General features: G+C 68.3%; 10 protein-coding genes. 3 read left to right on the top strand and 7 right to left on the bottom strand.

The features are described 5' to 3' along the window. Positions 1–4 precede the first annotated feature (4 nt). Positions 5–2,815 carry a TonB-dependent receptor domain-containing protein gene (locus F0U60_RS03195; RefSeq protein ID WP_395813802.1) on the bottom strand — a complete coding sequence of 937 codons (2,811 nt, stop codon included), beginning with the start codon at positions 2,813–2,815 and terminating at the stop codon, positions 5–7. A 29-nt stretch (positions 2,816–2,844) separates the two neighbouring features. Then, complete coding sequence (locus F0U60_RS03200) at positions 2,845–3,789, bottom strand: hypothetical protein (RefSeq protein WP_395813804.1); 945 nt, start codon at positions 3,787–3,789, stop codon at positions 2,845–2,847. A 313-nt stretch (positions 3,790–4,102) separates the two neighbouring features. Here F0U60_RS03200 and F0U60_RS03205 point away from each other — a divergent pair, with 313 nt between their 5' ends. After that, a complete protein-coding gene (locus F0U60_RS03205; protein WP_395813806.1) occupies positions 4,103–4,777 on the top strand; it encodes a PaxA in 675 nt (224 codons plus the stop codon). Between the two features lie 12 nt (positions 4,778–4,789). Here F0U60_RS03205 and F0U60_RS03210 read toward each other — a convergent pair whose 3' ends face one another. The 5 genes from F0U60_RS03210 to F0U60_RS03230 all read right to left on the bottom strand — a co-directional run bounded on the left by F0U60_RS03210 (position 4,790) and on the right by F0U60_RS03230 (position 10,989). Next, on the bottom strand, positions 4,790–5,509 hold the full coding sequence (locus F0U60_RS03210; RefSeq protein WP_395813808.1) for a DnaJ domain-containing protein: 720 nt from the start codon (positions 5,507–5,509) through the stop codon (positions 4,790–4,792). Positions 5,510–5,524: 15 nt separating this feature from the next. Continuing rightward, the gene (locus F0U60_RS03215) at positions 5,525–7,057 is read right to left on the bottom strand and encodes an Hsp70 family protein (protein WP_395813810.1); all 1,533 of its coding nucleotides are present in this window, start codon (positions 7,055–7,057) and stop codon (positions 5,525–5,527) included. A 25-nt stretch (positions 7,058–7,082) separates the two neighbouring features. Continuing rightward, a complete protein-coding gene (locus F0U60_RS03220; protein WP_395813812.1) occupies positions 7,083–9,038 on the bottom strand; it encodes a protein kinase in 1,956 nt (651 codons plus the stop codon). After that, positions 9,035–10,258 carry a hypothetical protein gene (locus F0U60_RS03225; protein ID WP_395813814.1) on the bottom strand — a complete coding sequence of 408 codons (1,224 nt, stop codon included), beginning with the start codon at positions 10,256–10,258 and terminating at the stop codon, positions 9,035–9,037. The genes F0U60_RS03220 and F0U60_RS03225 overlap by 4 nt, the downstream gene beginning before the upstream one ends. Before the next feature lie 137 nt (positions 10,259–10,395). Further along, positions 10,396–10,989, bottom strand: a complete 594-nt coding sequence (locus F0U60_RS03230; protein WP_395813816.1) for a hypothetical protein — start codon at positions 10,987–10,989, stop codon at positions 10,396–10,398. A gap of 214 nt (positions 10,990–11,203) precedes the next feature. Here F0U60_RS03230 and F0U60_RS03235 point away from each other — a divergent pair, with 214 nt between their 5' ends. Together F0U60_RS03235 and F0U60_RS03240 are read left to right on the top strand one after the other, a co-directional pair. Beyond that, the gene (locus tag F0U60_RS03235; protein ID WP_395813818.1) at positions 11,204–11,884 is read left to right on the top strand and encodes a Crp/Fnr family transcriptional regulator; all 681 of its coding nucleotides are present in this window, start codon (positions 11,204–11,206) and stop codon (positions 11,882–11,884) included. 587 nt (positions 11,885–12,471) lie between these two features. Next, a complete protein-coding gene (locus F0U60_RS03240; RefSeq protein WP_395813820.1) occupies positions 12,472–14,133 on the top strand; it encodes an ATP-binding protein in 1,662 nt (553 codons plus the stop codon). Positions 14,134–14,158: the final 25 nt, after the last annotated feature.

Genomic DNA, 14,158 nt, shown 5'->3' on the forward strand with positions numbered 1-14,158 from the left:
GACGCTAGTTGCGGAAGCGCAGCAGCAGCTCGGCCTGCAGCGGGCTGGTGCGGAAGCGCGACATGCCGTAGGTGGTGGAGCCCGTGCTCCACCGGTCATACAGCGTGTTGGCGTCATTGTTGTTCAGCGCGTTCACCACCATCAGCGTCAGCTCCAGCTTGTTCTTCAGCTGGAAGAGCCGACCCACGTCGTAGCGGGCCTGCGCGTCGATGATGAACTGGTCCGGGTTACGCAGCTCGGAGATGGTCGAGGGGTCGTTGAAGTTCGGCGCGCCCCGGTTGAGGGCGTAGCCGGTGCCGCGCGGCGAGCGGTACAGGGTGGTGCTGGGGTTGGACAGCGACTCGTTCATCCACAGCGGCGTGCCCGTCAGGTAGCGGAAGCGGATGCCGAAATCGAGGCCGAAGCTGGTCGCGTAGCCGACGGCGCCCTTGATGGTGTGGCGGATGTCGTCCGGCGTCGGGCCCTCGAACAGGTACTTCATGCGCGGGTTGTTGCCGTAGCCGTCGAAGTAGCTGCCCACGGTGCCGTTGCTGAACGCCAGGGTGTAGCTGGCCAGCATGTCCCAGTTGCCCGTCTTGCCCTGGGCCCACAGGTCCACGCCCTTGTAGTCACGCCAGGCGTCGTCCGGGTTGGAGATCTTGAACACGGAGTGGCTCTGGCCGTCCACGTTGCCGATGATGCGCGTACCGGTCGGGTCCCAGATCTGGTTCACCTCCTCGTCGATCCACATGTTGTTGTAGCGGCGGTAGGTGGCGTCCACGCCGATCACCGCGCCCTCGGCCACTTCGCGGTGGAGGCCCAGGCTGAACTCGTCCACGCTCGGCGGCGTGTGCGTCTTGTCGAAGTAGCGGCCGGAGAGACCACCCGAGATGCGGCAGTTGCCGGAGGGATCATTGGTCTCCGGGGTGCAGTCCACGAACTTGCCACTGACGAAGGTGGACCGGGCCTGGACGAGCTCCGGGTTGCCGTGCTGGGCAATGAAGACGTCGCCCATCTCGTTGGAGCGGCCGTAGTGCGCCTTGATGAGCGTCTTGCGGTCACCGGTGATGTCATACGTGGCCGACACGCGAGGACCGATGCCCACCAGGTTGGTGATGAACGTGTTGTCGTCGGAGTACAGCCGGCCCACGTCCGCGCGCAGACCCAGCATCAGCGTCAGGTGGCGGTTGACGTTCCAGCGGTCCTGGAAGAAGGCACCCAGCTGCGCCACCGAGGCGCTCGTGGTGAGCGGGCCCTGCTCGCCCTTGAGGTTGTAGAAGCTGGTGCGCTGGTTGCAGTAGCCGAAGGTGCTCGGGTCCTCCGGGTTGCAGATGCCGCCCCGGTCGTCGTAGCGCATGTTGCCGGTGACGCCGACCTCCTGGGCACCCGTCAGGTAGCCGAACTGCACGCCGGCCTTCATGTTGTGCGCGCCCGCCTTGAAGAGGAGGGTGGGGTCGAACTGGAAGCGCCACTTGTCCTCGTTGGAGTAGTTACCCACCGAGTTGGAGAGGGAGCCCGGGGCGCCCGTGGTGAAGAAGTTGTTGTTCCGGTCCGCGTGCGACACCGCGTCCATGACGTCGTTCTGCGGGCCGAAGTACGCGCTCTTGTAGGTGGCACCCGTCTGCAGCTGGAACAGGACGTTGTCGGTGAAGTTGTGGTCGTAGTTACCGATGAGGAAGTAGCCGCCGCGGTCGATGCGCGACTCGGCCTCGGGCGACGTCGCCGCGTTGCTGAGGTTGTTGGTGATGGTGTTGTTGTCGACGTTGACGGCGAAGGAGACGCGGTCCCGGCTCGTCGGCTGCCAGGTGAGCTTCAGGCGGGCCAGCTTGGTCTGCGTGTCCTTGGGGCGGTTCTCCTGGGCGCCGTTGATGGTGAGCGGCGTCTCCCTGTTGGAGATGTTCCACTGACCGCTGGCGTAGAACCACAGCCGGTCCTTCACGATGGGGCCGCCGAAGGCCACCAGCGGGGCGTAGAACGAGGTCTCCGCCAGCTTGTTCGTGGGCTGCAGGTAGTTGCCGGTGCCGGTGCCCTGGTCCGAGGCGTACTGCGCCTTGGCGTTGCTCCAGGCTGGCGAGAGGATGAGCGAGACGTCGTAGGTGAACTTGTTGGAGCCCGTCTTGGTGACGACGTTCTCAATCATGCCCAGCGAGTTGTACTGGGCATCCAGGCCGCCCGTGATGACCTCGAAGTTCTCCACCGCGTAGTAGTTCATCGTGGCGGTGATGGAGCCGTCGGACACGTCGGTGGTGTCCATGCCGTCCACGTAGAACTTGCCCCAGCGGGACAGACCGCCGCGGCTGCTCGGGGAGTTGCCCGGGCCCACGCCGGCCACCAGCTGCGGAATGGCCTGCACCTGGTTGAAGATGGGCGTGGAGGCCACCTTCTCTGCCGTCAGCACCGCGCCCGTCTGCGCCGAGTCGGGGTTGATGATGGGGTTGACCTTCTCCACGATTTCATAGGTGGCCACCGCCTGCGTCTCGGTGAACACCTCCAGCTTCACGTCCACGGGCGTGTTCTGGCCCAAGCGGACGATGATGCCGGTCTTCTTGATGGGGGTGAAACCCTCCACCGACACCTCGAGGACATAGCCCTCGCCGGGGGGGACCTGGCCGAACTCGAAGCGGCCGTCCTCGCCGCTGGTGCGGGCGATGGGCTGCTGGAGCGCGGGGCCGCTGAGGGTGAGGGGCACCTCGGAGAGCGGGGTCCCGGTGGGGTCGTACACGTAGCCAGAGACGCGGCCGTAGTTCTCGCCCGCGGCGAGCGCGGACATGGGCACGGCGAGCGCCAGCAGCACCAGCAGCAGGGCCCGTCCGCGGAGCAGAAGGGAAGTCGTCATGGGGGCAATCTCGGGGGAAGAGGAGGGACTCACTGCGGGCTCGCCACCAGGAAGAGCACGCCGGTGTAGGTGGGCTTCGCGGTCATATCGACGGCGTCCGCGGCGCACGGCGGGTCGTAGCAGAGCCGCGTATAGGTGCCGGTGCCCGAGACCTCGCGCAGCCGCACCACCGGGGACCAGGCGTCCTCGCCGGGCTTCGCCTGGAACACCAGCTTGGCGGTGGCGTCGGTGGGCTTGGCGCTGGAGGACGAGGGCTTGAGCCACACGCCGTCCATCACCTTCAGGTTGCCGTCTGCGTCCACCGGCACCGCGCCACCATCCAGGTAGGCGAGCTGCAGGCCACGGTACCACCCGTAGACGGCCTGCTCCGAGGGCCGGGCGGGCAGATGCGTCATGTCGATGACCCCGCGCAGGGCGAAGGTCTCTCCCTCCGCCGCGGCGCCGCCGAAGTCACCGTCCCGCAGGGACTGGGCATCCTTGATGGCGTTGCAGGTGTACTTCGACACGCCCGTCCAGGCCTGCGTCTTGACCAGTGGGAGCACCAGCGCGCTCGAATTGGTCAGCGGGAGCGTATCGAACACGGGGTACTGCATGTCCTCGCGGTACGCGTCGGTGCGCTCGTTGAACGCCTTGCCCGTCTTGCAGCCCTCGGGGAAGTCGTAGGCGGTGGCCTTCACCGCGCTGGCCGGCAGGATGGGCCGCGACTCGGCGTCCTTGGGCAGGAGCTTATCGCTGGCCGCGATGAGACCCAGGTTGTAGAAGGAGAACTCCTCGCCACTGGAGTAGGCCTTCACCGGTAGGTAGCACTTCGTCTTTCCGTCCGAGCCACATCCAGTGCCCGGCTGGAACTTCGCATCCAGTACGGTGGCATCGATGAACCCCATGTAGGGATCACCCGGCTCGGTCGAGCCACCACAAGACATGGCACCCAACGCCATCGTCAGCGTCAGTGCCCACTTCTGCTTCGTCTGCACGAGAGCCTCGCGGGGAAACGGGGGGAGGTGGCTCGCGACACGGACGTTGAATAGCGAACGGCGGCCGCTGCCGGGAGGGCCGTGTATCAATAGTTGAGGAACTTTTCCAATTAGGGGGCAGTTTTCACAGGAACGTCACTCGTGACCCCCGGGGTAGGGAAGACAGCGCCTGGGATTCGCGCTATGAGAGGGTTCCCCTCTATATTCAGGCCCCATGTTCGCGCAGCAAACCGCCCCACAGCCTTCCCACCTGTTCGGTCCTGCCCTGTTTTCCCTGATTATCCACGTTGGGATCATCGGGGCGTTGTTCTTCATGGCGAGGCCGCAGATGAAGCCGGTGGAGGAGGAGAAGGAGGTGGCGGTGTCGCTGATGCGGCAGCTTCCGCCCCCGCCGCCTCCGCCGCCGCCTTCGGGCGCGGTGCGCTCCGTGGTGCAGCGCAAGCCCACTCCTCGTAAGGAGATGGTGATCCGCCAGCCGGAGAAGATCGAGCCCATCAAGGTCGAGGAGAAGCCCAAGGAGCCGGAGCCCGAGCCGGAGCCGGAGCCCACCCCCGAGCCCGAGCCCACCGCGGTGGAGAACCCGGCGGGAGTGGCGGGCGGAGTCGAGGGAGGGGTGCAGGGCGGTGTGGTGGGAGGAGTGGTCGGGGGGGTGGTGGGAGGCGTGGTGGGCGGGCAGCTCGGGGGCACGGGGGAGGAGCCGGTGAAGCCCAAGAACGTGCCGCCGTTCGTCATCCAGCGCGATGTGGTGCGTCAGACGAAGCCGCGGCTGTCGGAGGTCTTCAAGCAGTCGCACCGCAACATGGGCACGGTCACCGGCATGTACCGCATCTGCGTGTCCACGGACGGCAACGTCTATGAAGTGACGCCGGTGAAGTCGGTGCCCGGCGCGGACGAGGACATCATCGCGGGCATCAAGGACGGCTGGCAGTACAAGCCCCAGAAGGTGCCGGTGTGCTTCCTCTACAACATGCCCATCACCATTCAGTGAAGCGGTGCGGGGCTAGCGTCCCTTGAGGAAGCGGCCCGACTGCTTGTCGAGCAACTCGAGGCCTGCCCTGGCCTCGCGGCACTCCGGTAGGAGCTGGAGGGCGCGCTCGAAGCTCTCTCGCGCGCGATCAAAGAAGCGCGTGGTGAGGTACTGGTAGCCGCGGGACACCAGCTCCATGGCCTGGTGGCGGGGCGTGGGTGACACCCGAGTGGCCCGGGCGAACAGCTCGAGCGCCCGGGCGTAGTCGGCGGACTCCAGGGCCAGCATGCCGAGCTTGTAGAGCTGGAGCGCCGCGGCGGCGGGCAGGGGTCCGCTGCGCGCGGGAGGCGCTGTTGCCGGCTTCAGCTCGGGGATGGGCTGTATCGGCGTGGTCGGGGTACGGGGCGGAACCGAGGCGACGGGCACACCGATGACGGGCGTCAGGGCGGGCCCAGGTCGTGGAGGGGCCGGGATGCTCGGGGCCTCGGGGGCGGGCTTCGCCTGGGACATGCGTTCGCCCCACTCACGCCGCTTGTCCGGCAGGGAGAGCACCTCGAAGGCCTTCTTGGCGCTCAGGAAGAGCTCCAGGGCCTGGGCCTTCTCCTCTGGAGACTTCATGCGGAGCCGGTCCGGGTGGGTGCGGCCGGCGATGGCCAGGAAGGCCTTGCGGATGGCGGGCAGGTCCTCCCTGCCGCTCAGGCCGAGCACCTCGAAGGGATTCCTGCCGTGGAAGGGGGACGGGTCCTGGGACATGGGCGCATCCTCCTTTCAGGGCGAGGTGGCGGTGGGAGGGCGCAGCGTAGCCTCGGCCTTGCGGCCAGTGGTGGGATCTCTCGCGGTGACCTGGAGGATTCCGTCCGCGTCGATGGTGAAGTCCACGGCCACTCGCACCGTGCCGGCTGCCGCGGCGGTGAGCCCCGCCAGTTGCAGCTCCCCGAGGTAGCGGTTGCCGTCCACAGTGGGCGCCTCGCCCTGGTACACCTCGATGTCCACGTGCGTCTGTTGGTCGAAGGTGGTGGTGAACACCTTCGTCTCGCGCGTGGGGATGGTGGTGTTGCGGGGGATGAGGACGCTGAAGCGGCCGCCCTCGGTGCGGATGCCCAGGCTGCGCGAGAGCACGTCCAGCAGCAACACCTTGGGGGTCTCGGGGGAGATGCCGGCGACGATGTCCGCCTCGAGCGCGGCGCCGATGGCCACGGCCTCGTCGGGGTTGACGGAGCGCTCGCCGGGGTGGCCGAGGTAGGCCTCCGCGCGCGCGCGCACCGCGGGCATGCGCGTCATGCCGCCCACGAGGATGACGCGGTGGATGTCCGCGACGGTGAGGCCCGCGTCCTCGAGCGCCTGCTCGCACGGGGCGCGCAGCCGCTCCAGCTCCTTGGCCACCAGGTTCTCCAGGAGCGTGCGCGAGAAGGAGGGGATGGACAGGTGCAGCGGCCCCTCCTGGAGGGCCACGAGGTAGGCCAGCTCGATGGACGTCTGGTCCCTCTCGGAGAGGGTGCGCTTGGTGGACTCGGCGGCCTCCCTCAGGCGCCAGAGGGCCTCGGGGTTGTTCGTGAGGTCCACTCCGGTCTGCTTGAGGAAGATGCGGCGCAGGGCCTCCACCACGAGCTCGTCGACGTTGTCCCCGCCGAGGAAGTTGTCCCCGCAGGTGGCCAGCACCTGCACCACCTCTTCCTCCACGTGGAGCAGGGAGATGTCGAAGGTGCCGCCGCCCAGGTCGAACACGGCGATGTTCTCCGGGCGCGACTCGTCGAAGCGGCAGGAGAGCATGGCGGCGGTGGGCTCGTTGAGGAGCCGGTGCACGGTGAGTCCGGCGCGCTGGCCGGCGAGCTTCGTCTCTTGGCGCTGCACCTCGTCGAAGTAGGCGGGCACGGTGATGACGGCGCCCTCCACGCTCTGGCCGAGCTGCGCCTCAGCGCACTCCTTGAGGTAGCGCAGCACGTGGCTGGAGACCTCCGCGGGGGTCATCACCTGGCCGTGCACGCGCACCGCGGCATTGCCCGAGGGGTCGGCGACCACCTCGTAGGGCAGCAGCTTCATGAGCCGCTGCACGGCGGGGTCCGAGAAGCGTCGGCCGATGAGGCGTTTCACGCCGTAGACGGTGTTGCGCGGGTGGAGCACGGCCTGACGGCGCGCTGCGCTGCCCACCGTCACCCGGCCCGAGGCATCGAAGGCAACGACGGAGGGGGTGGTGCGCTCGCCCTCGCGGTTGGGCAGCACGCGGGCCTGACCCGTGGCCGCGTCGACCATGGCCATGCAGCTATTGGACGTGCCCAGGTCGATTCCGAGAACGATTCCCATGCCTCCCGTTCCCCCCCGGTAGGCATCAGGCGGCCGCCAGGAGCCCTACCTCGGTGAAGAGCAGCGCCACGCGGCGCAGAGCTACTTCATCCTCCGGACGCTTCAGTTCCGCAAGGGCGGCGGACAGGGTATTTCCCGGCTTGTTGAGCAGTGAGGCAGTGCGCAGCTCGGAGGCCGAGAGCGCCAGGTCGCTGGCGGCCACGGGCGCATCCAGGTTGCGGTAGAGCGGCTTGTGGCGCAGCGCTTCTTGCTCGCGCACCAGGCGCTCCAGCGGGTAGTGCGCGCGCAGGCCCTCGTTGAGCAGGGCCAGTCCGCCGAGCCGCTCCTCGGTCCCGTCGTTGATGGGCGTCTCGTGCTCGAAGAAGGCGTAGCGGCCCGCTGTCCAGCCCAGCAGGCTGAGTGCCACGCTGCGCCGATGCTCGCGTGTCCACTCCGCCAGCTCCGACGGCGAGAGGACTCGGGACATGAGCAGTGCGTCCAGCAGTCGGCCGGAGAAGGGGCGTGTATTCTCCACCGCCCGCTGCCACTGCTCCGGGGACAGCTTCCCCGTGTTGAGCAGGAAGGGGCCGAAGCGGTCCGCGGCCAGGCTCGAGCGCACGGTGATGATCTGCCCCGCCTTGAGGAAGAGCTCCTTGTGGGTGCGGTTGTGCTCGAAGTGGAGCCGGCCGGTGGCTCGGGCCAGCATCAGCCGGGCCATGACGCGCAGGGGAGGCACCAACGCCAGGTTGCCGGCGTAGCGGGGCGGAGACGCCGTCGCGCGACGGGCCTCGAGGCGCTCGCGGGCCGAAGCCGCCGCGGCGCTGAAGCGGGGGAAGGCCGAGGGAGACAGGAAGGGCCCACCGGCCTGGGACACCTGCGCCTCGGGCGACAGCTTCCCGGAGGCGAAGAGGAGCTGCACGTCGTCCTCGCCCAGCTTCATGAGGTAGAGGCCACCCCCCGGCTCGCGCACCGTGAAGGTGGGGGCTGTGGCCTGGGTGGGCTGCGGCGGTTGCTCCAGCAGCTCCGCGGGGATGGGAGGCTGCACGGGAGGCGCGCGCACCTCCGGCTCGTAGTAGGTGGCCATCAGCGCTGCCAGGTCGCGCTGGGACACGCGCAGGCCGGCGGACAGCAGGAACTCGTCGAGTGCGTCGAGCACATCGGCGGCCGTCTGGAAGCGCTCGTCCGGGTTGGCGAGCATGCACCGGTTCACCACGGCGCACAGCGGCTCTGGCACGAAGGGGGCGGCATCCTGCAACCGCAGCGGCACGGCCCTGAGCGCCACCGTCTGCTTGAGGATGTCCATCATCGTGGTGCCCTTGAAGGCGTGCTTGCGGGCCAGCATCTCGTACAGGGTGATGCCGAGCGCGAAGATGTCGCCGCGCCCATCCGCCTTCTTTCGGGAGAGCTGCTCAGGGGGGATGTAGCCCGGCTTGCCGCGCACGTTGTTGCCGGTATCGGTGTCGCCCACCAGCGCCACGCCGAAGTCCAGCAGCTTCACCTCGCCCTCGAAGGAGAGGATGATGTTGGTGGGGTTGACGTCGCGGTGCACCAGGTGGAGAGGCTCGCCCGCCGCCGAGCGCGCCCGGTGGGCGTAGTCCAGCCCCTTGAGCACCTCCATGGCGATGTAGCAGGCGATGTGGACGGGCAGTCCCTTCCCCTTCGTCCCCACGCGCCGCATCAGGTCGTGCAGGTCGCGGCCGTGGATGAACTCCATGGCGATGAAGTACTCGCCGCGGTGCTCTCCGAAGTCGAAGATCTGGGCGATGTTCATGTGCTGGAGGAGCGCCGACAGCCGCGCCTCCTCGATGAACATCTTCACCGCCGACTCCTGCTGAATGGCCTCCGGCAGCACGCGCTTGAGGACGACCGGCTTGGCGAAGCCGTTGGCCCCGAGTGCGATGCCCCGGTAGATGTCGGCCATGCCACCGCGACCCAGGTGGCTGAGCAGGACGTAACGGCCGAAGCGGGCCGGCAGTGAGAGTTGCCCGGACGGCGTGCTCATTTCTTACCGGGTCCGCCGAGGTGTGGATTCTCCTCGACGAGCATCTCGTTGAACATGTCCTCGCTGATGACGAGGGTGCCGGGGCGGGACGGTGGAAGCCGAGGCGGGAGGGGACCTGGGACAGGGGCGGGCGTCATGGCCGGACCCGAGGGAGCGCGTGTGCTCGCCTTGGGCATGGGGGCCTTGGCCGCCACGGTGGACACCACGGGAACGGGCGGGACGGAGGGCACGGGGGGCGGCATCGCCGGTGGGGGCGACTCCAGCGCGTCGAGCGGGCCAAGCAGGACCTCCATGCTCGGCACCTTGCGCTCTGGAACGGGGGTGATTGCCGGCACGGGGGGCCGGCCCACGGGAGCCTCCGAGCTCAGTGTGTCCACCTGGCTGTTGGCCAACTGCAGCGTGTTGTTGCCGAACGGAATCTCCGGCGTCTTGTCGATCGGCCGGCTGACGGGCCTGGCCGGGGCCACCCTGGGCGGGGGCGGGGCGACGTTGATGGGCGGCGGCACAGGCTTGGGCGAGGTGGGTGAGGACGGGGCGGAGGCGGCGGTGTCCCCCGTGAGCAGGACAATCATCCTGCGCAGGTCCTCGATGGTGTGCTCCTTGGCCTCGAGCGTCTGCTCCCGAGTGGTGAGGTTCTTCTCGAGCTCGGCCACACGGAGGACGAGTCGCTCCCGCTCAGCACGCAGCCTCGGCAGGATCTCCGCCTCGGCGCGCAGTCGGCGCAGCTCCTCCTGCTGCGCCGACGAAGGACCCGTGGCCGTCTCTTGGCCGCTCTGGGCGCTCACCTGCTCTCGCAGGGTGTTGAGCTCTTGGAGCCACATCCGCTTCTCCTCGCGGGTGATGGCCTCCTGCTCGCGCTGCTCCTCGTCGTGCCGCGCGAGCCCGTTCTGGAGCTGCTCGCTCAGCCCGCCGAGTCCGGACATGAGCTCTTTGAGGCCGCGGCCGGCCCGCTCCAGACGCTTGACGAGCTGGCTCTGCTCCTCAATGCGCTCGAGCAGCTTGGGCAACACGGCCTGCAGCGTCTCGCGGGCGCCCGTCTTGCGCAGCTCTTCGCGCTGCGTCTCCAGGCGGCCGAGCTCGTGGGTCGCCTGGCGCAGAAGGGGGAGCACCAGCTCGGCGATGCCCTCTGCCTGACGTCCCAGCTCGATGCAGCCCTGTCGTGCCGCCTGGAGGTCCGCCGAGGAGCCCGTTGACGGCTCCATGCTGGTTGCGTTCCTCATCGCGCTTCCTCCACTCCCTCCTCAAAGACGTACCGTCGCCGAACCGCGCGTCCGCACCATGATACCCCACCGCCCCGTGCCGGGCTTGCATGGGGTGGCGAGCCTGGTCGTCAGCGCACCAGCCTACTGGATTGCGTTCATTTCCCCTGCAAATGGGGCGCGGGCACTCCAGGTGGGCGAGCTGGGGCCGCCCCCGTCCGCGCGCCCTGGGGCACGTCGGGACGCAGCGGCAGGGAGGGGAAAGGCTCAAAGCCCTCCAGCGCGAGCTGTCCGAGGCTGATGCTCGCCTCTGGCAGCCGCTCGATGTCCTCGGCAAACCAGGGGGTCTCGGCGCTGGCGGGGGGCGCTACAGGGGCGGGCGCAGGAGCGGGCGCTGGAGGAGGGGCCGCTGCCTGGGGTCCGAGCGAATCCGGGTCGATGTCGGACTGCGAGAGGTTGACCGTGAAGGTGTGGACGGGCTGCGGCTCTGCGCGCCGGGGGCCGGAGACCTCCACCATGGGCCGGCGACGAGGGCGTTGGACTCCCTCCTCGGGGGTTCTTGGCTGCTCCAGCGGACGCGCGCTCACCTGCAGGGCGGCACCACATCCCGCGCACCGGATGACCTGAGTCCCAGGCCCCACGAGCGGCACCACCGTCCCACAACGTGGGCACTGGGGGCGGGGAGCCAGGGCGGGTGAGGGAGCCTCTTCGGTCATGCGCTCGTCGAGCTTCGAGGAACGCCGCCGTGGCATCCACGCATGCTGGGCTTGGCGTTACACCATCGTCGTATCATTTCGCAAGAGAACGTCCCGGTCAATGCGCCTCGGGGGGAGACACGAGCGGAGGGCGAGCGAGGAGACATTCCTCTTTGGGTCACGCCGATAAGGTTTGGACGTGGGCGTCAGGAGGTGGAGACTTCCGGCGCGTTCTTTTGTTTCGTCGTCCTGGATGCCCTGAGGTGCCCGCATGTCGTACTCGCAGCTGCTGGCTCAAATCCCCATGTTCGAGGACCTCGCAAGCGAGGATCTGGAGACTCTGTCGGGGCTGCTGCAACAGCGGCGGTACAACAAAGGTGAGGTCATCTTCCACCAGGGCGATGTGGGCACGGCGCTCTTCATCGTCCGAAAGGGAGAGGTGGCCATCCGCCTGAGCTCGTCGGAGGGCAAGGAGGTCATCCTGGGGTTGCTGGGCCGTGGGGAATCCTTCGGGGAGCTGGCGCTGCTGGATGGGGAGCCCCGCTCGACGGACGCGGTGGCGCGCGAGGAGACGCACCTGCTGAGCCTCCATCAGGAAGACTTCCGGCGCTTCTTGAGCGAGCGCCCGCAGGTGGCCATGGGGCTGCTGGCGGTGCTCAGCCGCATGGTGCGGCGCGTCACCCAGATAGTGCATGACTCGGCCTTCCTGGATGCGCGGGCGCGGCTGGCGCGGGTGTTGTTGGACCTGGCCGAGCGGCAGGGCCAGCCCGCTCCCGACGGCGGAGTCGTCCTCCCCAAGCTCACCCAGGTGGAGCTGGCCAACCTGTGCGGGTTGACGCGCGAGAGCGCCAATAAGTGGCTGCGCTACTACACCCGCCAGGGAGTGATCTCGTACGAGAACGGGCAGATCACCATCTTGGACATCGAGCGCCTGCGCCGCGACGTGGACTGAGGAGCGGAAGGAAAACATGGGTGGAGGCCGCGCCCCCCAGCGCGGCCCCCTGGCCCCTTGAGACAGGAGACGAAGGTCACGCCCCCCGGCGCGACCGTGCTTCCCGGACCCGTGTTGAAGGCCACACCCCCCAGCGTGGCCCCCACGTGCCGTCCCCAAGGCGGAGCGGGCGGAGTCCCCCTGTGTGAAGTCTTTTTCCGGTCAGCCCCCCCTCGAAACACGGCATCCGGAGACTTCACACCTACATCACTCCGCTCGCACCTCAGGCGCGGCGTTCGGGTTCAACGGGAATCGAGTCCCTGTTCCCAAGATGAGGTGTACCCCCACGGCCCTTTGTGGGCTGTGAATCGACTCACCCCGGGAGTGTGAAGCCGTTCACAGACACCCTCGACGGTTTCGTGCATGCGCGCGGAGGACGGCAGCTCGTGAGGCGTCCCGGCGCTCGCTCTTAGGGCCTCCCCCCTACATACACCCGAGGCAGGTGGCACTTCCAGCCCTGGGGGGGCTGGAGGACTGCTCCGTCTTCAGGTGGAATTCGGTCTTGAGTCGTTGATCCGGGATTCCAGGAGTGAGGTCAGAAGATGACAGTGCGCGCCAGGATCTTGCTCTTCGCAGCGGTGGCGGTGGGGCTTGTCGCACTGGTGGGGGGGACGCTCTTCGCCCTGGCGAGTCGTGGACAACAGGGCCTGGAGCGGCTGCTCGCCATTGAGGAGCAGACGGAGCTCTACGGCCGGATGACGGACGACGCGCTCGGGTACCTGCACGCGCTGCTCCAGGCGCATGAGACGGGAGGCGATACCCGGGCGTTGCTCGCGGCGCAGGAGACGCGTTCCCAGGCAGGCTTCTCGCGCCTGCGGACGTTGGTGCAGCAGGAGCACCTGGAGGGCTCCGAGGCGGAGGAGCTCCTGCGCATCGAGCAGCTCGCTCAGGCTCACCTGCAGTGGTTGCGAAGCTCCGAGGCACGCGTGCGAGAGGCTCCCGTTGGGTCGGAGGCCACGCTGCTGCACGAGGCGCTCTCCGCCTTCCGCGCGCAGGTGACCCCGCTCTTGGAGAGTGCCTGGGCGCTGGAGCGCACGGACTTGGAGGCACACAAACGCTATGGCCAGCAGACGCTCCATTGGGGCCAGTTGCTCGGGCTGTTCGCTCCCCTCGTGGCCCTGACGCTCGTGTTCTCGCTGGCGACGCTCATCTACCTGAACATCCGCCGCGCGCTGCGGACGCTGCTGCGGGGCGCGGAGCGCATCGGCGAGGGAGATCTCACCAGCGAGCTGCCGGTGAACGGGGACATCGATGAGTATGACCTGATGGCGCAGGCCATCAACCGGATGGCCACCCAGCTCCGGGAGTCCGTGCAAGAGCGGGAGCGGCTCGCCAAGGCGGAGGCGGAGGCCTCGGAGCGGGAGATGCGCCGCTACAACGCCCTGCTGGAGGCGACGGTGCAGCAGCGCACCGCCCAGCTGGAGGAGACCAATGCCCGGCTCACCGACAGCGTGAAGCAGCTCCAGTCCACCCAGGCGCAGCTCCTCTTCGCCGACCGGTTGGCCACCATCGGTCAGCTCGCGGCGGGCGTGGGCCATGAAATCAACAACCCGCTCACCTTTATTCTCAGCAACCTCAACTACGCCCAGCAGGTGGTGTCGGAGTTGGATGCGGCGCCCACGGGGGTGGAGCGCCGGGAGCTGCTGGAGGCACTCGCTGAAGCCCGCGAGGGCGCTGAGCGCGTGCGCCTCATCGTGAGGGATCTCAAGATGCTGTCCCACCCGGATGATCGAGAGAGCGGCCCGGTGGACCTGGTGAAGGTCGTGCGCAGCGCGGCGAAGATGGCGGCGCACGAGATTCGCGACCGCGCGCGGTTGGTGCAGCAAGTGGAGAACGTGCCGCCGGTCCACGGCAACAGCGCTCGCTTGTGCCAGGTGTTCCTCAACCTGCTCATCAACGCGGCCCACGCCATCACGCCAGGCCAGGTCGAGCGCAATGAAATCCAGCTCGTGGCCCGCATGGACGACAGCCAGCGAGTCACCGTGGAGGTGCGCGACACGGGCTGTGGCATCCCCGAGGACAAGCTGGAGCGCGTCTTCGAGCCGTTCTTCACCACCAAGCCCGTGGGCGAGGGCAGCGGGCTGGGGCTCTCGGTGTGCCGGAGCATCATCTCCGCGCATGGCGGGAAGATCTCCGTTGAGAGCGAGGCGGGCCGGGGCACCACCTTCCGCGTGAGCCTGCCGGTTCATGGCGGCGAGGCCTGTGCGTGAGCGGTGCCCGGCCCTTCCGGGTTCA

The sequence above is a fragment of the Archangium minus genome, from assembly GCF_044360475.1.
GTDB lineage: Bacteria > Myxococcota > Myxococcia > Myxococcales > Myxococcaceae > Archangium > Archangium minus.